Below are 19,830 nucleotides of genomic sequence, written 5' to 3' on the forward strand. Positions count from 1 at the left end.
GATCAGTGTTTGAGTTGACTTCTATATACTTTGGATACCGAAGTGATTTACGAAATGCACGACCTGCAAATGACGCTGTGGGGATCGATTCTTCCGTGGGCGCAGGCGACCGCGACCCTCCTGGCACCGCTCCATCATGCGCCTTGCTTCACGCACTCCCGCCAGATCGCCGCTGGCTGCGAACTGCTGGTCCGGCTTTGCAGGCCCTACCCGAAGCCGGAATACGGTCTGACGGACACCGTAATCGACGGGGAGCGAGTGGCGGTGACGGAAAGCGTCACGTTGCACAAGCCATTTTGTCGGTTGCTGCATTTTGAGCGCGCCACCTCGCAGACTCCCCCCGTCGTGCTGGTCGTCGCTCCACTTTCTGGACACCACGCGACGCTGTTGCGGGACACGGTGCGGACGATGCTGCCCGATTTCGATATCTATCTCACCGAGTGGATCGATGCGCGCATGGTCCCGATGACAGAAGGTGGCTTTCACCTCGACGACTACGTCGCCTATGTGCGCGAGTTCGTTGGCTTCCTCGGACCGGACATCCATGTCGTGTCGGTCTGCCAGTCGACGGTGCCGGTGCTGGCCGCCATTTCGCTGATGGCAAACAATGGCGAACCCACGCCCAACAGCATGACCCTGATGGGTGGCCCCATCGACGCGCGTCGCGGCGAAACAAAAGTGAACCACTCGGCCGTCAGCAAGCCGCTCGATTGGTTCGAGCGCGAACTGATCGCGACGGTGCCGAGCAACTATCCCGGCGCCGGTCGAAAGGTGTACCCGGGATTTCTTCAACACGCGGCCTTCGTGGCCATGAATCCAGAGCGGCATCTGGTGTCGCACCTCAAGTACTACTTCGACGTGTCTACGGGCAACGCCGAGGCGGCCAGCGCGCATCGACGGTTCTACGACGAATACAACGCCGTGCTCGATATGGCGGGTGAATACTATTTGGAGACGGTCCAGTCGGTCTTCCATGAATTCCGCCTCGCACGGGGAGTCTGGCGGGTGTGCGGCGAGCATGTGCGTCCGCACGCCGTCAGGACCACCGCCCTGATCACCGTCGAGGGCGACCGCGACGATATCTGCGGGGCAGGTCAAACCCACGCTGCGCACGATCTCTGTACCGGCCTCGACGACTCGTACAAACACGCTGTGACGGCCCTCGGCTGCGGCCACTACGGCATTTTCTCAGGGAACGCCTGGCGCACCGCGATCTATCCGCAGATTCGGGAGCTGATCCACCGGTACCAATCACGCGAAGCTGCAGAATCGGGGGACGGGTAGCGTCAGGCGGAGGCGGCATAACAACGAGCATGCAGTTGGAGAAGACGGAGATGAACACGGGCGGAAAACCATTACGGACTGCAATCGAAGTGTGGCTTGCGCCAACTCCATTGCTGCCGATTCGCGTTACCCAATTGAGGCGCAGAGTTACCGTCCGAAACGCTATGTACGCTTCGACACATCTGGGCCTGCAGGACGACGCCGTCCTCACCATTCCACTCGGCCGACCCGTTACTCCCATCCTGCTTAATGCGCCCCGCGACGAGGCACCCGCGGGCGGACATGTTCCCCAAGGAGATCATCGATGATGCTCGATCGACACCAGTTGGAAGCCTTTGCAGCGGTCGTTGAAACACTAAGCTTCGAACGTGCGGCCGAAAGACTCCATGTTACGCGCGGCGCTATCTCGCAGCGCATCAAGGCACTCGAAGAGGCGCTCTCTGCCGTCGTGCTGGTGCGCGACAAGCCCCTCGCGCTCACTTCGGTCGGGGAGGTGCTGTTCAAGCACGTGGCCGCAGTGCGGCTCCTCGAAGCCGACACTTTCGGGCAGATCCGCTCTCACGGCGTCAGCGGCCGCGGCGGCATGACGCTCGCCATCGGTGTCGACGCGCACTCGATCGACACCTGGTTCTGCGCGGTCGTGCGGCGTCTGATCGAACGCAACACGGTTGAACTGGAGGTTGTCGTCGACGATGCGGACCCGGGGTTTCCGGCGCTGAGCCGCGGCGAGATCATCGGCTGTGTCTCCACGGTGCCGCGTCCTGCGCGCGGCTGCGCCGCCACGCCGATCGGTGACATAGCCTACCGCTGTGTGGCGAGCCCGGAGTTCATGCAGCGTCATTTCGCGAAAGGCTTCTGCCTGCATTCCGCCACCTCGGCGCCTGCGGTGTTGCTGGGGCGGCGCACCGCCCTGCTGGATCGCTACCTCGATGCGGTGTTCGGCGTGTCCGTCGGACGCTATCGAAAGAATTTTCTACCGTCTCCGGCGTCGCAACTCGAGGCGATCATGGTCGGCGTCGGCTACGGGCTGCTTCCGGAACAGACCGCGCTGTCGCGGCTCGCGAGCGGCGAACTCGTGGACGTGCTGCGCCACATGCCTTTTCCGGTGACCCTGTACTGGCACCACTGGCGCGCTGCGCCACCGATCTGCGAGTCGATCTCGTCAGAGATCATCGCCTGCGCACGCGAAATCCTGCAGGTGCCGCAGACGAAACAAACAATGCCAGTGTCGGCGCGGCACGACATTGCCTGGACGGGCTAAAGCATCCCCCGAACGCCAATGCGTGTCCACGCGACGGTCGAACCAGGCCATTGCCGCAAGCATGTCGAGGATCGAACGTCATGTCGCTTTAGAGGATTCAGGCACATAGCGAGCACTTTCGCCGGCATCGAGTTGATGCATCACATCCGAAAGTCGATTCGACCAGGTGAAGCCGGGCCGCAAGGATGCCACTGCGCGCGCTGCCTTGATCGCCGTTGTTTGCGCATGATGATGCAACCCACAAGCGTTCCGGTTTTCGTCACCACCATCCCCTTGCATCTGAGCCCCGTTGGGCACGCCAAAAGAAACCGGCTGCCAGGATCTGCCCCGACAGCCCACTTCGCGCTGTGTGTTCAGCCATCGTTTGAACCATGCCAGGATGGGGTCAGGCTTGCCCGGGGCCTTTGCGCGTGGTGGTGATCGCGCAGGCAGCGGTGCCCTCTTGCGCCGGCCCGCCCTCGAGTTTCGCCCGAAAGTGCCGCGCCGTCGTCCATAACAGCGCGGAACCGGGTAACGCGAGCAGCAGCGCCATAAAAAGGACGATGTTCTGGACGCCAAGTGCCGGCCCAAGGCTTGCCGTGATGACACCCGCGATCGGGTACGACAGAGAGTTGATTAGGTAGAACGGCCCGATGACCTTGCCTAGATGCTCTGGTTCGATTGCCTTGACGCGTTGCGTGCGGTTGAACACGTTGAACCACGCGACACCTGCCATCGCCGCAGGAAACGACGTCGCGTAGACCCACACATTACTCGCCGTGCCCATCCATACGAGGCCAAAGCACATCAGCGCGAAGCCGCAGGCACCGAGGCGATAGATGGACCATGAAGTCAGCAAGCGCGGAATCAGCAGCAAATTCAGGAATCCCAGCAGGCCCGCGCCGGCGTTCATCAGGCCGAAGATGCTGTCCGACGCCTGGAAAAAGCCGGTGATCAGGTACGCATTCGCACTGATCGCGATTGCGAACGCGAGGTTGATCGTGAAGTTCACGACAGCCAGCAAGACAACCGGACGGTTGGCGATCAGGAGCTTCCAGCCGAGCGCCAGGTCTTGCCCGATGCGGCTCGTCACGACGACCTTGCGCAAGCCAGACGGCATGTCGCCCCAGCACAGGGCCGCCAGCGCGAACGCGGTTGCGGCGACGAGCAGAAGCGGCAACTTGCCGAGCCAATGCGCCAGACCCGCGGCAAAGGCGGGCCCGAGCGCCCGCGAGAGCAACTCCCCATTCTGCACCAGCGACTGCAGGCGCGATAACTTGTCGCCCTCGGCAAGCGCCGGCACCGTCTTCTCGACCGACATGCGGATCGGTGCCATCAGTGCGGACAGAAAGGCGCTGTTGACCATCAGCGCGATGATCGTGACGGCCGGCGCGGCCCAACAGGTGGCCACCGCGACCAGCAGGCACAGCGCACGGGCCGCGTTCGCATCGAGGAACAGCCTGCGTCCGCCGAGCCGATCGGCCAGCATGCCCGCAAACGGGTAGGCCATCAGCGCCGGCACCCACTCGACGGCGAACGCGATGCCTGAATAGGCAACACTGCCGGTTTCCTGGAAGATGATCAGAGGGACCGCGAACATCACCGTTTGCTCGGCGACAATGCCCAGCATCAGGCCGGCGGCGAACCAGCGCAGGCGCCTCGCCCTGCGCACGTCAATGGCATCAGATGACAAGGGCGATCTCCTCTTGCTGTCCTTCGCGGGTCTCCAGTTCGCGGACGAGCGGCAGCACGTGCTGGCAGAAGCGCCGCATCTCGCCGCGCGTGGGCCAACCGGAGAAAATGAATTCGCTCACGCCAGCCTTCTTGTACTCGATGAGGTACTGTGCCACTTCGCTGTAGCTGCCGACCACGCAGAGCGCCGGCCCGCCACGGTAAGCCACCGCGCCTGACCACAGCATCGGCGACAACCAGTCGTTGGTCGCGCCTTCGGCGAGGCGAAACGAGGTCCTCACCGCCTCGGAGTCGCAGTTCCTGACGAAGTCGCGAACGTTCTGCCGGTGCTGCTCGTCCGGGTTGATCATCATTGCCTCGAGCTCGGCAAGAGCCTCGGCATGTGTCTCACGCGCCAACACGTGCATGCGGATGCCGACGTCGCGCCCCGAATGGAACACGTGGCGGCTGGCGGCCGCGACGCCCTCGGGCGTGTCGCCGTAGCGCAGCCAGCAGTCGCCCCAGTCGATCGCGCACTGTTGGGCTTGCCGCGATGCGCCGCTCAGATACAGACGCGGGCGCTCTCCATCCTTGTAGGGCAGGCCGAGCTTCGCGCCGGTGAAACGGTAGTGTTCGCCTTCGTGCGAGATGGGCGATTCGCCCCGCCAGAAGCGATGCAGGACCGAGAGGTATTCGTTGGTTCGCCGATAGCGATCGTCGTGCAACAGGTAATCCCCGTAATACGCTTGTTCCTCCGGGGAAATACCAGCGACGATATTCAGCGAAATCCGCTTGTTCGACATCCACGATATTGTGTTGACTGCCTGCGCAAACAAGGTCGGCGGCAGCAGGCCGGGCCGATATGCCAGGATGAAAGTGATCTTCCTGGTTTCCCGCACCAGCGCACCGATCAGCGGCAGAGGGTCCGGCAGGTGAAAGCCGATTCCCATCAACAGCGAGTCGATACCCAGGTCTTCCGCCTCCTGGACGAAATCCACCATGCCGTCCAGATTCAGCTCGTTCGCCAGATCTCTCTCCGACGCCTTGGTATTGCCGTCGCCCCGCGGGGCGCACCAGTGGATTCTTACGGGCCGCATGGTTCACTCCGCTTGGTCGTTGACGTTAGAACGAGCTTAGGCGGTGCAGGTGCAGGGCGGCAAGCGGCTCGGCGCCCATGCCACAAACTCTAACTAGTGGATATTTCCTCTGAACGAGAAACTCTCGATGCGTGGCGGCATTGTTGAGGATAGCCAAGCTTATCCTCGGTCATTCAATTTCAATGCAGATACTCTCACCGGGCAGCAGTTTTTCTATCTCTGCATTTTTTCACGCACCGTCAAATTCTCCGACGCAGCCGCTCGATCGATGAATCCTGATCTAAATTGCACTCACGGTTCGTTCCGTGACGGATCGATTGAATGATGACAGGAGCAAGAGCTTATGCTGCGTCTCAAAGACAAACGAGTGGTGGTATTTGCCGAGGGTTGTTTCGGCCCGGTTACCAGCAAGGTCGCCACCTCTTATCTGCGTTATCGCCATGCGGATTGCGTGGCGGTCGTCGACAGCCGCATGGCGGGGAAGGATGTCGGCGACATTCTCGGTTATGGCCACGGCATTCCCCTCGTCGACTCGCTCGAATCGGCGCTGCGCTTCGACCCGCAGATCCTGCTGATCGGCGTGGGCCTGTTCTCCAACGACTTACCCGTCGCATGGCGCTCGCAGATCGCGCTGGCGCTCAAGCGCGGTATCGACGTGGTGAGCGGCCTGCACTTTCGCATCGCCACCGACCCTGAATTCAGCGCTCTCGCAGCGGCATCCGGCAGCCGCGTCTGGGACACGAAGGAGCCGCCCGAGGTGCTGGCCACCAGCACGGCCAGGCTCGGCGAGATCGACAGCTTCATTGTGCACACCGTGGGCAGCGACTGCCGCGTCGGCAAAAAGACGAGCGCGATCGAGATCACGGAAGCCGCGAAGCGCAAGGGCTTCAGTGCCGGCTTCGTCGCCACTGGCCAAAGCGGCATCTACATCAGCGGTACCGGTGTCGCGGTCGACGCTGTGCCCGCCGACTTCATCGCGGGGGTCACGGAATCGATGGTGCTCGAGTCGGCCACGGACCATGACTGGGTCGTCGTCGAAGGCCAAGGATCGATCTCGCACCCCGCCTATAGCGGCGTCACGCTCGGGTTGCTGCATGGTGCGATGCCCCAGGCACTCGTGCTCTGCCACGAGGCGGAACTCGAGCACCACAAGGGCTGGCCCAACGCGCCGCTGCGTCCTTTGAACGAACTCGTCGCGGTGTACGAGCAACTGGCGTCGTACCTGCGACCCGCCAAGGTTGTCGGCGTCAGCGTGCATTGCGGTCAACTGAGCCGCGAGCAGGCTGCCGAGGTGGTCGAACGCATCGCAAGAGAAACCGGCTTGCCGACTACCGACGTCATCCAGTTCGGTGCCGACAAGCTCGTCGACGCGCTGGCGGCGCATCGCCGCCGCCTCCTCGCTGAGCGCGATGGCATGACGGGCCCGGCCCGCCCGGCTCGAGCCGCTCACATCCGTGACGACGCCGGCCCAACGTCGCCCAGTCCGCACTACCAATGCAGAGGGAGAAACCTCACATGAACGGTCATCCGATCTTGTTGCACGTCAAGCCAATCCGTACGTTGGCCGGCCGTGCCGTCACCCCGTCGTCCAAACCGGAAACGCAACGCGCCATCCTGGCCGCAACGCTGGCGCGCGGCCGGTCCGTACTGCACAACGACCTGCGCTGCGTCGAGACGAGCACGATGAAAAACGCGTGCCGTGCCGTCGGTGCGGTGATCGAGGACAAAGACGGCTACCTCGAGATCCACGGCGTGGGTCGCGAACTGCGCTCGGACCGGCGCGTGATCGACGCGCTCGGCTCTGGCCTCGTCTTTCGCACCTTCGCCGCGCTGACCTGCTTCGCGCCTTCGCCGGCCGTCATCACCGGTGACGCGATCCTGCGCGGACGGGTCATGAAGCCGCTGTTCGACGCGCTCACGCAACTCGGCGCGCGAATCGACTGCGTCGGCGAGGAAGGAAAGGCGCCGGTCGTGAACTGGGGCGGCGGCTTCAAGGGGGGACGGTGCGTCGTGCCGGGCAATGTCAGCTCGCAGTTCATCACCGCGATCATGTTCGCCGCGCCGATGGCCGAGTTGGCGACAGAAATCGCGATCGAAGGCGAAATCCTGTCGATCTCCTACATCCGCCAGACGATCGCGGCGCTCGAGCGTGCAGGCGTGGGCGTCGACGTGTCCTATGACCACTCGCTGATCCGTGTGTATCCGGGGGAATACCAGCCCGCCGAGTACCGCGTGAGCGGCGACTACACCTCGTCGTCGTACCTGATCGGCGCCGCCGCGATCTTCCCCGGCACCACCGTGCTCGAGAACATGAACAGCCACAGCCTGCAGGGCGAGTACGCCATCATCGACGTCGTGCGAAAGCTGGGCATCGAGGTTCACTTCGACGATGCGCACAACCGGCTCACGCTGGTCAACCGGTTGCCGCAGCTCGCCGGCGACTTCGAGTTCGACGCGAGCGACTGCCCGAACATCGTGCCGACGCTGGCCGCTATCGGTGCCTACGTGAAGGGAAGTTTCCGCGTCGTTGGCGGGTCGATCACGCGGCTGCACAAGTCACCCCGCATCAAGGCGATGGTGAGCGAGCTCGGCAAGCTGGGTGTCGACATCAAGGGCCTTTTCAAGGGCGGCGTCTACGACGGCTTCGAGATCCGCGGCCGTGGCGAAGACTACGCCGGCGGCGTCGAGCTGTCGAGCTGGGGCGACCACCGCATCTTCATGTCGCTGTTCGTCGCATCGCTGCGCTGCCGTCGCGCGAACCTGCTCGAGGGCTATCGCGATGTGAGCTGCTCCTTCCCCGACTTTTTTGCCCAATTCGAACGCCTCGGGGTCCAGTGCCACGAGGTCGGCGAGAGCCATGCTCGGGACAGCGAGCGCACCCTTCTGCAGGAAGCCTGAGCCAGGGAGAACCACGATGATCACCGATCAACAAGCCGGATTCTATGCCGACAACGGTTACCTCGTTGTCAAAGCACTCTTCGACAGCGAGCAGGTGGGCCGCGCGCTCGCGGCGATCGACGAATTGCTGAACCCTGACAACCCCGACAAGCCCTACGAGTTCGAGCCGCACGACGGCACCACCGTGCGCCGCATCTGGTCACCAACACAGAAGCACCCGGTGTTCTCGCAGATGGCGAGCGCTCCCCTGCTGCTCGATTGCATCGAGCGGCTTATCGGCAGGAACATCCTCTTCCACTACAGCAAGCTCAACATGAAGGGCCCGAAGGTGGGGAGCGTGGTCGAGTGGCACCAGGACTTCTCGTACTACCCGCACACCAACGCCGACCTGCTCAGCGCCCTCGTCTTCCTGGACGCTGCCAGCACGCAGAACGGCTGCCTGCGCGTGGTGCCAGGCTCGCATCGCGGCGGGCTGCGCTCGCACGAGGTCGATGGCTTCTTCCGCGGCAAGGTGCAGGGTATCGATGAGGCAAGCGCGGTCAACATCGAGGTGCCGCCCGGCAGTGTGGTGTTCCTGCATTGCCTGACGCTGCACGCCTCGGCGCGCAACGAATCGAACCTGCCACGCCGCACCTTCCTGCCGGCCTACCGCGCCGCCGACGCCTTCCCGATCTACTTCGGCCCGCACGCCGCGCACAACGAGCCGGGCATCAAGCTCCTGCGCGGCCAGCGCGCGAAGGTTGCGCGGGTGGAAGCCGGCGTGCACCTGCTGCCGATCGCCGAGCGCGAATTCGGGTCGCTCTATGAATTGCAGGAAGGCTCGCACCTGCGCAAAGAACTGTCGGCGATGAAGACGGCCGGATACGCGGTCGCCGACGCCGCAGCGCACTGAGGGGGCACACATGGACTGGTCGCAGCTCGTCGTTCCGTCTCTGCGTTCGCTCAACCCGTATCGGCCCGGCATCACCGAAGAGAAGCTGCGGCGCGACACCGGCTTGAGCGAAATATTCAAGTTTTCCAGCAACGAGGCGCCCGTGCCGCCGTCGCCCGCGGTAACCGCCGCGATGCGCGACGCGCTCGCGCAGGCCAACCGCTACCCGGATGCGCAAGCCCTGCTCGACAAGCTGGCACAGCGCCTGCGCGTGCCAGCCAGTCAGCTGGTGCTCGGCAACGGGTCGATCGACGTGATTGCCTCGCTGGTCCGCGCGTTCGTCTCGCCGCAACACAACGTCGTGCTCTCCGAGTTTGGCTACTGCGCCTACCCCGCCTTCGTGGAGGAACAGGGCGCAATGGTGCGGCTCGCTGCATCGGGTCGTCATTTCGGGCACGACGTGGACCGTCTGCTCGCGAAGATCGATTTGCGCTCGAGCATGGTGCTAGTCGACAGCCCAACCAATCTCTCCGGCCATGCATTGACCGCGCGCGAACTCCAGCGCCTCATCGACAACCTGCCGGATCGTGTTTTGCTGGTGCTCGACGAAGCCTACGCCGAGTTCGCCGACGGCGATGCGCCACGGGAAACCGAGCAGTTGCCGCTGCGCCATCCGAACGTCGTCGTCACTCGGACCTTCTCCAAGGCCTATGGCCTGGCCGCGCTGCGCGTCGGCTACGGCATAGCCGATGCAGGCCTGATCCGCTGGCTGAACCGAATCCGCCCGCCCTTCCCGGTCAGCCGCGTGGCGCTGGCGGGCGCGTCGGCAGCGCTCGACGATCGCGCCCACGTCGAGCACATCGTCGCGCTGGCTAGGGATGGCCGACGCCTGCTGGTCGATGCCCTCGACGCGATGAACGTCGCCGTCGTCGAGGGCAGCGCGAACTTCGTCCTGGCCGATTTCGGAAGTGCCGCGCGACCGGTCTACGAAGGACTGCTGGCGCGCGGCTTCATCACCCGCGCAATGCATGCCTATGGCCTGCCCACGCACATCCGCATCTCCGTGGGCACACCATGCGAGATCGAGCAACTCGTAACCGCGATGCAAGGCCTGCTGCAGGCCACGCCACCGGTCCACGCCATCGAGGAGGGTGTATGAACGTCCTCATCGTCAACAACCTCCCGCGCTTTCCCGGTACCGCGCGATGGGACTTCGATCTCGTTCGCTATGAGGATTTTATCGATCACCGCGCGCACCGGGTCAGCTATATTGCCAATCGCCGAGGCCTCTCGGCCATCACCGCGCCGGCGGACAGCTACCGCGTGTACGAATTCGATCGACTGGACGACGCGGCTGCCTACCGGCCCGTGCTGGCCGGGATTGCGCGCGAACACGGGCCGATCGACCGGCTCATCGTGTTCTCCGAGTCGTTGCAGGATCTTGGGGCGCAGTTGCGCCAGGAGTTCGGCATTCCGGGCAAATGGCCGGTGGAGAACCGGCTTGGGCGCGACAAGCTCGTGATGAAGCAAAAGGTTTCCGCGGCCGGCCTGCGCACACCGCGCTACACCGCCGTCACGGCCACGCAGGTCGACCACGCGATCGCGTTCGCAACCGACGCGGGCTACCCCGTGATCCTCAAACCGATCAATGGCCAGTCGAGCCGCGGCGTGCGCAAGATCGACAACGCGGCGCAGTTGCGCGTTGAGATGGCGACTCTGCCGGCAGAAGAGCAATGGGACCTGGAAGAGTACATAGCCGGCACCCTGCTGCATATCGATGGCCTGGTCGATCCGGTCGGCAAGGTCACGTTGCTCGTGCCCTCGCGCTACGTCAATACGTGTCTCGATTTCTCGTTCGGCGCGCCGTTGGGGGCGATCATGCTAGAGCCGGGCACGGCGCTGCATGCCAGGGTGAGTCGCTTCTCGAAGCAGTGCATCGAGGCGATCGGGCTAAAGGCGTGCCCATTCCACCTCGAACTGTTTCACACGGCCGACGACGACCTCGTGTTCCTCGAGGTTGGTGCCCGTGTCGGCGGCGCCGACGTGCCTTCGGTGATTCACCAGGCCACCGGCATCAATCTCTTTGGCGAGTGGCTCAACATGAGCCTTGGACAGCCAGCCACGCTAAGCGCACCGCCCCTCTCGATCGGCGCCTGGCTGATGTTCCCTCGCCCCGGCGGCCTGCCCTTGCGAGTGCGATCGGTGACGCGCTTTCACGGCCAGCTACGAAGCCTTTACCGCGAGCTCGTCCCTGAGGAAGGCGAGATCATCGAACACGAAGACGGTTACTGCTCAATGCAGTCCGGCCGCTTTCTGTTCGCCTCCTCCTCGGCCGACCAGGTCGTGAAGGATGTCGAACACGTCCTGAACGAGTTTTCCATTACCACCATCGAGCCCTGACACATCATGACGACACCCGCCCTCCTCCTGCTTACCCACCAGGCCCGCTCCTATGCGGCCCTGATCAAGGACTACGCCGACCGGCTCGGCGTCGCCGTGGTGGTTCTCAGCTCAAGGCCGCGAGACGTGCGCGACCTCGAACAGCTCGCCGCTCTGGGCATCGCGCGTCTCTGGCATGTCGACGACGAGCACCTCGACGAGTCGCATGTTGCGCCGGTGCTGGCGCAGGCAAGCGCCGAAGGCTTCACGATCGTCACGGCGCTTGCCACTTTCGAAGGCTACCGCGTACTGATGGCGCTGACCAACCAGCGGCTTGGCGCCATCGACGCTGACCCTGCGGCGCTGAAGAAGTGCATGGACAAGTTCCTGTGCCGCCGGTGTCTCTCCGAACGAGGCTTGAGCCGGTCCACCGCGACCGTGCTCGATGCGCAGACACTTCCGGCGCTGCGCATGAGCGGAAGAAAGCTGTTTGTCAAGCCGCGTCGCGGCGCCGGCTCGTTCGCCTGCTTCCGGCTCGACGACACGCTCACCATCGACAGGCTCCATGCGTTGCAGCAGCAGATGCGCGACGACCTGGCGTTCCGCGCGATCTTCGCCGGCCAGTTCGACTTCATCGCGGAAGACTACGTGCACGGCGACGAATACAGTCTCGAGGTGCTGGTTGTCGGCGGTGAAAGTCATGTCATCGGCGTGCATGCGAAATATCTCGACGACTCGAGCGGCACGACGCTCGAAACCAGCAATTCGCTCCCGGCGCCGCGCCTGAGCGATGAGCAACAGCTTGCCGGCGAGCGCTTCATCGATAGGTGTCTTTCTGCACTGCAACTGCGCGAAGGCTGTTATCACATCGAGGCGCGCCACGACCCGAGCGACGGGCACTGGGACATCATCGAGATCAACGCCCGCATGGGAGGTGCGTTGATCAATCAGAGCGTCGGTGTTTTCACCGGTGGCTTGTCGATGCTGGAGTTGTGGGTCAGGACGCTGTGCAGCGTAGCGGACGAAGCGCGCCTCGAGCTGCGCGGCCAGCTCGGTGCGCTTCGCGAAAGCACGCGCCGTCGCGACAAGAGCATGGAACATGGCACGGTGTTCTTCAGCCGCTACGGCGAGCGCAACCGCACGCTGGAAAAGCTTTCGATCGACCAACTGACGCCGCAGCCGGACATCGCCGAAATCCCGGTGCGCGAAGGAACCAGGCTACCCGATTCGGAGCGCGGCATCTTCATCCTGAATGCGCTGTGGAAGGTGCGCATTCCCGATATCGCCAACCAGTTGCAGGGGCTCTCGACGATGCTCGACGAGAAGCTCGTGGTGCGGTATTCCGACGCGGCCGCGAGCGCCGCCAATCTGACAGCCAAGGAGAAACCATGAATCGCGTGACCCACTGCGGCATCGAACGCCCAATTCCCTTCTACTCGCTCGCGGATGGCGAGCGCATCCGATCCCGGCTCGATCAGTACCTCGACATGAAGATGGCCGAATGGGCCGCCACCGTGCCGTATGCGAACCACCTGGAGAGCCGGAAGCTCGACAGCAAGTGGTACCGCCGTCATACGATCGAGCATGTGTGGCGCATCCGCCTGAGTCGCTCGGCGCACTGCAAGGCGCTGCACGCGATCACCAAGATCTCGCCCGAAGCCGCGCAGCTCTACGCCGAGTACCAGTCCGAGGAGATGAACCACGATGCGCTGTTCATGCAGGACTGCAAGGCGCTCGGCGTCACGCGAGAGGAGCTGTTGGCCACCGAGCCCTTCCTCGCCACGCGGCTGTTGCAGGGCTTCTTCTACTTCCTCTGCGAACATGAAAGCCCGATCGGCGTGATCGCATCGAGCTATCTCGTCGAGTACACCACGGCCAAGCTGACGCCGAGGCAGATCAAGACGATGAAGGAGACGCTGGGTGAGGAGAAGATCAAGGGCCAGCTCGCGCACATCAACACCGATGTCGGCGAAGATCACGCGGGCGAGATGTGGCGCATCCTGCGCTACCTGATCAGCAGCGAGGAGGACGTCGACAAAGTGCTGCGCTACTTCGACGACATCCAGACCATCCTCGCGATGTACTTCCGCGAGCTCTACGAGGCGACCGTCGAGGAAAAGGCTACGGCGTAAACCTTCAACGGACGGCCGCCGCGACTGGACGGCCGCCATCTTGCGGAGCGGACATGCACAAAGTACTTATCAGCACCACCGGCGAAGCGTTCTCGCTGCCGCACGACGCCTACCTGTCCGACGCGGCCGAACTGCAGCTCGCCGGGCTGGTCTTCGGATGCCGGGCAGGCATGTGCGGCATATGCGTCATCGAGGTGGTCGACGGCGCTGCCAACTTGTCATGCCCCGACGAGGACGAGAGCCTGTTCCTCGCCTCACTCGGTCACGCCGAGGAGTCCAAGCGCCTGGCCTGCCAATGCCAGTTGCGCGGCGACGTGACGATCCGACAATGTTGAGCAAGGAGCCAACTGTGTCCTATGTGGTGACGCTATCCGGAAGCCCCGCGGCCCACTCGCGCAGCACGCATCTGCTCCGTGTCGCCGAAGACGCCTTGCGTGCGCATGGCGTGGCGGTGCGACGCATCGATGCACGCGAACTGCCGGCGGCGTCCCTGATGCATGCCGACTTCGACGATCCCGCCGTTCGCGAGGCGCTAAAGCTGGTTGACCAGGCGCAGGCGGTGATCATCGCGACACCGCTCTACAAAGCGTCCTACTCCGGTTTGTTGAAGAGCTTCCTCGACCTGCTACCGCAGAGGGCATTGGCGCACAAGCCGGTGCTGCCTTTCGCGACCGGCGGGAGCCTTGCCCACCTGCTGGCGCTCGACTACGCGCTGAAGCCGGTGCTGGCCTCGCTCGGCGCGCGCCACGTGCTCGACAACGTGTTCGCGACCGAGCGCGACATGCTGGTAGTCGACGGCGCCTATGCGGTGACCGATGCGATCGCGCAACGGCTTGCCGATGCGATCGAGTCGCTGGTGCACGTGCTCGACGATGCCGCGGCGCTGCGCAGCTTGCGCGACGGCCGTCGCATGAGCAACGAGAGACGCACTCGAGAAACAGATCTTTTTCGTGCGTTGAGGTAAGGCGACGCCGTTTGGTTCTGGAGGAAATTGTTCGATTTACCCGGCACGTTTATTCGGCGCTGACCCAGTTCTGTTCGGTCGCTAGCCCCGCAGCACGGTAGTGTGACGTCAAACGCCCGTGTGTTGGCCCGACCTCTCTGCGCAGATGTCACTTCGGGCCAATAAGGGGGCTCAACAAGGTACGGGGGGCTCAACAAGGTACGCGCTTATCCTCTGCATGGCATAAGCGCGTATCCCGCTCAACCCTCTGCGCACCCGTTCCCGGTTCGCTTGCCTGATTGGTTGGACTACGATGATGCTCGCAAAAGAGCGCAGGCTGAGATTGTCGTATTGCATCTCCACCGCTGACCATATGGAATCCTGTTCTAATCGGCGTGACGGCGAGCTAGCGCAATTCTACTCGCTCACGATGTAAGCAGTCCTATTTACCACAGGCATTTTCTCATCCAACCTTCCTTATCACGACGCAACCGTCTTTCGAAGACCTCGCGCGTAAATCATCCGGTGCCAAGATTAGCGGGATTGTCGGTCAGGCGCATATAGCGCGGGTCGGGCCTAAGATTGCGTTGCAGGATATCTTCGTTAATCATTGCGGGACGGATCGACCGCGGATATCGGCCGATACACTTCTTATGCAAAAGAGTCAGGAAAAGTACATCGGGCAATACCAGTTTCGCGGCTGCCTTCACCTTCCTGAATCGCGGACATGGTCCTCATCCTGCTTCGACCTCGCGCTGATGCATTTGCTTCTTCTTTACCCGATCGCACTTCGTTCACTTATTGGCAATCCTTCCCGCTCCGGACTTCGGATCAGTAGATCAGCTTCGCGATTGGCGCGACCGCTTGCGTTCGGGCGGCGGAGACGCTTGTTGCCGCCGTACGCGGACGTTCGTCGCCTGAGAGATGTCGGAGCGCCCGGAAATTGGTCGGCGACACGCCGTAGCGCAGCCTGAATATGCGCCCCAGCCGGTTGCCGTCGCCCATTCCGCAGCGCCGGGCAATCTTGTCGATCGGAAGCTCGGTTTCCATCAGCATCGAGCAGACTACTTCGAAGCGCGTACGCTGCAGGTACTCGAGCGGGGTCATGCCGAATTCGCCTTTGAAACGACGCTGATAGTTCCGCGTGCTCATCGCGGCAGACTCGGCTGCGAGGCCGACCGAAATGGGCTTGCTGTAGTTCTCGCGAATCCAGCGGGCCGATTCGCGAATCTTCTCCGTCGTCGTCGCGATGTTCAGATCGTCTGCGTCAGGCCGCGCGCGCTCGGGGACGTTGGTCTGCAGCGCGCGTGCAACCTTGCGAGCCGTCTCCGCGCTCAGGTCGCGTTCGATCTGGGCGAGCGCCATATCCGTCGGCGTCGCACTGGAGGGGGGCTTTTCACACACGCCATCATCCAGCACGAATACGGGCACCGGCGATTGAGTCGGGGCGCAGGCGGGGTCGCTCTTCGGCTCGATGCTCGACGGCACACTCGAGCCTTGTCGGGACAACCAGGAAACGAGTGCCTCGCTGGCTGGCGCCGCGGCATCGCTACTGCGAGCTACATAGAGCGCGTTGAAGTCGGCGAGCCGGTATTGCTCGAACTTCTGCGTCCAGATCGAAAAGCACGGCCCGCCCGTCACGAAGCCACCGGACTCCGATAATACAGAGAATCGGTAAGGAACACGCTCTCCGTTGGCCTTTTCGAGTTCGTTGGCGAGACGAAAAGCGTCTCCAATGGCTCCCGCGGCAGCCATCGAGCAGTACTGCGAGATTAGCAGTCCGACATGTCTCTCGCCCATGGAATTAACTGGTCGTTCGTCTTCTCGCCACGGATGCGATCGAGCAAACCCATTCATATTTAGCTCTCCAGATTAATGCACGATACTTCGACGGGGATGAGAATACCGTACTGAAGGATCGGTTGAATAGCTGTCGGATTTGTTCGAAAGATTTGGCGTAATCGTCCGGATAGAGGAAATTTATACTTCTCGCGACACGATGCGTGTCGCATCTTTTCCGATTCCGGAAAGAATTTCACGGAAAAAATATCTTATTACTTTCGCAACGAGAGACCGGTCCCATTTCCTGCCGACCTTGACGGATAAGGGACATAAGCCTATTCATCCTCGCGCTTTCCGAAGCATGACGCAATGTACTGTCACTACATTTTCGTTGCGCGGTTTCGAGGGTGAACAGTATCAATCTGTTACACCAATTTCAGGTAGGCACAACTCTTATTTCCGAATGGCGGGATTTCTTAATGCCCTCGATCGATAGAGTGTGCGCGGTGCGCAGGCGCACCAGCGGCATGCGCTTGCGTGCCAGGTCTCGCGGCCCACGTTTCTCGCGCGGACAGACATGGACCGCAGGCAGTAACCCCGACCGCTGCAACTGGGCCAGAAAGGACGCATCGGCGAAATCGCCGCTGTGCGGACGTTGGCCGGCGAGCTGACGCGCGCTGGCTGCCAGGGTCTTGTTCGGCCGGAAGCGGTCCCGTGTCCGGCGACGGACGAGGTGGAGAAAGTCGTGGCCAGGGGTTACTTCGCCGAGGCCCAAGAGCGTTCGCCCGACGAGGTCGAAATCGTCAAGTCGCTGACGGGAACGACAGTCGCGCCGGCCAGGGTCCGCCGCAAATCGCGGTCCCAAAAGGCCTAACAGGTTGCGTGAATGCCCGTCGTACGCGTCGCTGACACGTTGAATTGAGAACCTGACTGGCTCCCCCGGGAGATCATGCGCAGCACCGACACGTTCACCGAGAGTTTGTTTTCCGTGCGAAGCTCATGGAACGGACGCACTGGCCGAGCCGTCCTGGCGAGCGCTTCATTGACCATGACGCGCGTCGAACGCAGTGGATGTGACGCCGGAACGAAATCATCTAGGTTGGGAGGTTGCTAAAGATGCTTAAACGCGTTACAGCAGTGTCGTTGTTACTAGCGGGTTTGCTTTCGTTGACAGGCTGCAAGACGATTCAGGACATTGCGGACTCTGCACTTGTCATTAAGCGGGCCCTGTAGGTTGAGGCTGAGATTGACCCAGGCGTAACAAACTGTTGCAGCTATAGTGATTCGGTAAATTCAGGCCCAGAATCGTAGGCCTTGTCGGGCTGGCTAGCTGGCGACAACTATCGAAACACCTGAGAGAGAGAATTCAAGCGAGATGAACCGACGCGCTCAAGCCATCCAGCATCTGGAGCGTAGCGGTGAGGACAGCAAACGCAGACGCGCCCTTGCCGCACGCCTTGACACCGCCCTGAAACGGGCCGGCATCAGTACCGCCAGCGTCGCCAGGCTGCTCAACGTGGGCCTGCATGACGTGCAATTCTGGCGCCGTGGCATCACGGTTCCGCCGGTGAACGTATTCCCGCGGATTGCCGCCTTCCTTGAGGTAGACGCCTTCTGGCTGTGTACCGGGCAGACAACGGGAGCGGCGGCCATCTAGCCAGCTCCGGACACGCGCCCTGCTACACCCGTCGAGAAAAAGGGATCTGTTGCAGTAAGGCGCTCAGTTATGACGTGCGGAACGACACGAACAACTGTAAGCTCGATGAAGACGTTGAATCCGGCAATGGCCCGAGTGCTCAAACGCCTGCATTTTCCGCTCGACGTGATCCTGACCTGCGTGCGCTGGTATGTAGTCTATCCTCTGGGCCTGCGGCACCTCTAAGACATGATGGCCGAGCGCGGCGTTTCGGTCGACCATTCGACTGTGCACCGCTGGGCCGTCAAGCTGTTGCCAGTGCTGGAGAAAACGTTTCGCCTGCGCAAGCGGCCAGTTGGCAAGAGCTGGCGCATGGACGAGCAGCCTGTCAGATTTTTAGTGTGCCGAGATCATGAAACGATAACGGTTTTTTATGTCAGGCGTAGATGTCGCTGACCACCTCTTCATTCCTCCTTCGCCTGCTTGGCATAGGCAAGGCCGCTGCTCGGCCTTTAGCCGGCAGTCGGGCACCGGGATTGAAAGGTCGGCTACACGCTGATGGCGTTCAGGTAAGATCTTCTCTAAATTGTTCCACACGCGCACGTGCGGTACAGTCGCTTTCGGTTTTGTCACCTATCCAAGGCCTGACGCACATTCCCTCCGGTTGCCGCGAGGCGCGCCCTCGCAGCCTCCGCATCAACACCACATTTGAGCACCACTATCGCCACCTTGACCTGATATCCGCTAGTGACAAGGGCACTCCGAGCTATGTCCTCGGACACCCCGGTCGCATGCATGGTCATACTGATGGCCCGGTGCATCAATTTTGCATTGACTGGTCGCAGATCGACCATCAGGTTGCCGTATACCTTGTTCAGTCCCACCATCAGGGCACTCGAGAAACTGTTCAGCGCAATCTTCTGTGCAGTCCCGGCCTTCAGACGCGTACTGCCCGAGATGATTTCTGGTCCGGTCACTAGCGCAATGCCGATCTGCGCGGCAATCAGCACCGGGGCGTTCGGGTTGTTGGCGAGTCCGATAGTGAGCGACCCGATTGCGCGCGCCGCCCGCAGCGCCCCCAGCACGTATGGAGTAGAACCCGACGCCGCAATCGCGAGCACCACGTCGTTGATTAGCGGCCGCACAGCCAGCAGATCGGCCTCTCCCTGCTGACCGTCATCTTCGGCGCCCTCCACTGCGTTCGTAAGCGCACCGGGACCGCCGGCGATTAAAGCAATCGCACGGGACCGAGGCCATGAAAAGGTGGGATACAGCTCCACGGCATCGAGCATTCCCAGACGTCCCGATGTGCCTGCACCCACATAGATCAGTCGGCCTCCTGCCGCGATGCGGGGGATCGCTTCACGTACCGCCTCTGTTAATTGATCTCGGACTGCCCAGACCGCCTGAGCGGCGTTAAGCTGATCCTCTACCAAAACCTCAACCAGCCGATCGATCGGATACAGGTCGAGATCGGTATGTTGCGGGTGCGGTATTTCTGTACTGCCTTGCATCGCTATTTATTCGCGGCGGAATATTAGCCGCCCACGCCGGAACCAATCGGTAACACACCGTGACGGCCACTCGTCGTCACGCACCCTTTAGCATATTCTGATTGTACAAGACGCGCTTGAGCAGGTTGATCGGCCGCTATCGGGCGTCGTCACAGCCGCCTAAATTCTCGGGCCCGCCGAGCCTGCAATTGCCCGCGAATCGGATTGACCGAAGGAATGGGATGTAGACGACCTTCTTCGCTCACGGGCGACATCGCGACGCGGTTGGAGGTTAAGACAGGCGAGCTGCGCGGCAAGGCGCAGCAGTTATGCGCGGATGCGACGGAGCTCGAGCGCGATGCACGGTCGTCGAGCGGGCTTGGTGCTGACGGGCGCTGCAGTAA

At 62.3% G+C, this 19,830-nt stretch carries 17 protein-coding genes and 1 pseudogene; 13 read left to right on the forward strand and 5 right to left on the reverse strand.

The features are described from left to right. Nucleotides 1–42: 42 nt before the first annotated feature. Nucleotides 43–1,284: a polyhydroxyalkanoate depolymerase gene (locus J8I87_RS25285; RefSeq protein ID WP_313065803.1), complete on the forward strand. Its 1,242-nt coding sequence runs from the start codon at nucleotides 43–45 to the stop codon at nucleotides 1,282–1,284. Between the two features lie 304 nt (nucleotides 1,285–1,588). Continuing rightward, nucleotides 1,589–2,545, forward strand: coding sequence for an HTH-type transcriptional regulator ArgP (gene argP, locus J8I87_RS25290; RefSeq protein ID WP_245254146.1), 957 nt, complete (start codon nucleotides 1,589–1,591; stop codon nucleotides 2,543–2,545). A 385-nt stretch (nucleotides 2,546–2,930) separates the two neighbouring features. Here argP and J8I87_RS25295 read toward each other — a convergent pair whose 3' ends face one another. Continuing rightward, entirely contained in the window at nucleotides 2,931–4,217 is a 1,287-nt protein-coding gene (locus J8I87_RS25295; protein WP_245254147.1) for an MFS transporter, read from the reverse strand. Then, nucleotides 4,207–5,292, reverse strand: coding sequence for an LLM class flavin-dependent oxidoreductase (locus J8I87_RS25300; RefSeq protein WP_209934761.1), 1,086 nt, complete (start codon nucleotides 5,290–5,292; stop codon nucleotides 4,207–4,209). The genes J8I87_RS25295 and J8I87_RS25300 overlap by 11 nt, the downstream gene beginning before the upstream one ends. A 343-nt stretch (nucleotides 5,293–5,635) precedes the next feature. Here J8I87_RS25300 and J8I87_RS25305 point away from each other — a divergent pair, with 343 nt between their 5' ends. The 9 genes from J8I87_RS25305 to ssuE are packed head-to-tail and all read left to right on the forward strand — an operon-like array spanning nucleotide 5,636 to nucleotide 14,536. Next, entirely contained in the window at nucleotides 5,636–6,811 is a 1,176-nt protein-coding gene (locus J8I87_RS25305; protein ID WP_209934762.1) for a DUF1611 domain-containing protein, read from the forward strand. Beyond that, complete coding sequence (locus tag J8I87_RS25310) at nucleotides 6,808–8,190, forward strand: 3-phosphoshikimate 1-carboxyvinyltransferase (RefSeq protein ID WP_209934764.1); 1,383 nt, start codon at nucleotides 6,808–6,810, stop codon at nucleotides 8,188–8,190. The genes J8I87_RS25305 and J8I87_RS25310 overlap by 4 nt, the downstream gene beginning before the upstream one ends. A 16-nt stretch (nucleotides 8,191–8,206) precedes the next feature. Next, nucleotides 8,207–9,082, forward strand: a complete 876-nt coding sequence (locus tag J8I87_RS25315) for a phytanoyl-CoA dioxygenase family protein (RefSeq protein WP_209934765.1) — start codon at nucleotides 8,207–8,209, stop codon at nucleotides 9,080–9,082. Nucleotides 9,083–9,092: 10 nt separating this feature from the next. Then, entirely contained in the window at nucleotides 9,093–10,220 is a 1,128-nt protein-coding gene (gene hisC / locus J8I87_RS25320) for a histidinol-phosphate transaminase (protein WP_209934766.1), read from the forward strand. Continuing rightward, nucleotides 10,217–11,461: an acetyl-CoA carboxylase biotin carboxylase subunit family protein gene (locus J8I87_RS25325; RefSeq protein ID WP_209934767.1), complete on the forward strand. Its 1,245-nt coding sequence runs from the start codon at nucleotides 10,217–10,219 to the stop codon at nucleotides 11,459–11,461. Before hisC ends, J8I87_RS25325 begins: the two co-directional genes overlap by 4 nt. 6 nt (nucleotides 11,462–11,467) lie before the next feature. Then, the gene (locus tag J8I87_RS25330; protein WP_209934768.1) at nucleotides 11,468–12,832 is read left to right on the forward strand and encodes an acetyl-CoA carboxylase biotin carboxylase subunit family protein; all 1,365 of its coding nucleotides are present in this window, start codon (nucleotides 11,468–11,470) and stop codon (nucleotides 12,830–12,832) included. After that, entirely contained in the window at nucleotides 12,829–13,572 is a 744-nt protein-coding gene (locus J8I87_RS25335; RefSeq protein ID WP_209934769.1) for an iron-containing redox enzyme family protein, read from the forward strand. The genes J8I87_RS25330 and J8I87_RS25335 overlap by 4 nt, the downstream gene beginning before the upstream one ends. 53 nt (nucleotides 13,573–13,625) lie before the next feature. Continuing rightward, entirely contained in the window at nucleotides 13,626–13,907 is a 282-nt protein-coding gene (locus tag J8I87_RS25340) for a 2Fe-2S iron-sulfur cluster-binding protein (protein ID WP_209934770.1), read from the forward strand. A 14-nt stretch (nucleotides 13,908–13,921) separates the two neighbouring features. After that, nucleotides 13,922–14,536, forward strand: coding sequence for an NADPH-dependent FMN reductase (gene ssuE / locus J8I87_RS25345; RefSeq protein ID WP_209934772.1), 615 nt, complete (start codon nucleotides 13,922–13,924; stop codon nucleotides 14,534–14,536). Nucleotides 14,537–15,346: 810 nt separating this feature from the next. Here ssuE and J8I87_RS25350 read toward each other — a convergent pair. Both J8I87_RS25350 and J8I87_RS25355 read right to left on the reverse strand, forming a co-directional pair. Continuing rightward, the gene (locus J8I87_RS25350; RefSeq protein WP_209934803.1) at nucleotides 15,347–16,270 is read right to left on the reverse strand and encodes a helix-turn-helix domain-containing protein; all 924 of its coding nucleotides are present in this window, start codon (nucleotides 16,268–16,270) and stop codon (nucleotides 15,347–15,349) included. A gap of 463 nt (nucleotides 16,271–16,733) precedes the next feature. Beyond that, nucleotides 16,734–17,072, reverse strand: coding sequence for a hypothetical protein (locus J8I87_RS25355; protein WP_209934773.1), 339 nt, complete (start codon nucleotides 17,070–17,072; stop codon nucleotides 16,734–16,736). Nucleotides 17,073–17,672: 600 nt separating this feature from the next. Here J8I87_RS25355 and J8I87_RS25360 point away from each other — a divergent pair. Further along, nucleotides 17,673–17,954, forward strand: a complete 282-nt coding sequence (locus J8I87_RS25360; protein ID WP_209934774.1) for a helix-turn-helix domain-containing protein — start codon at nucleotides 17,673–17,675, stop codon at nucleotides 17,952–17,954. A 105-nt stretch (nucleotides 17,955–18,059) separates the two neighbouring features. Next, a pseudogene (locus tag J8I87_RS25365) lies at nucleotides 18,060–18,326 on the forward strand (IS6 family transposase); the annotation flags it as partial. Between the two features lie 236 nt (nucleotides 18,327–18,562). Here J8I87_RS25365 and J8I87_RS25370 read toward each other — a convergent pair. Then, nucleotides 18,563–19,447: an N-acetylmuramic acid 6-phosphate etherase gene (locus tag J8I87_RS25370; protein ID WP_209934775.1), complete on the reverse strand. Its 885-nt coding sequence runs from the start codon at nucleotides 19,445–19,447 to the stop codon at nucleotides 18,563–18,565. Between the last annotated feature and the right edge of the window lie 383 nt (nucleotides 19,448–19,830).

This window comes from Paraburkholderia sp. LEh10, from assembly GCF_017814945.1.
Classification (GTDB): domain Bacteria; phylum Pseudomonadota; class Gammaproteobacteria; order Burkholderiales; family Burkholderiaceae; genus Paraburkholderia.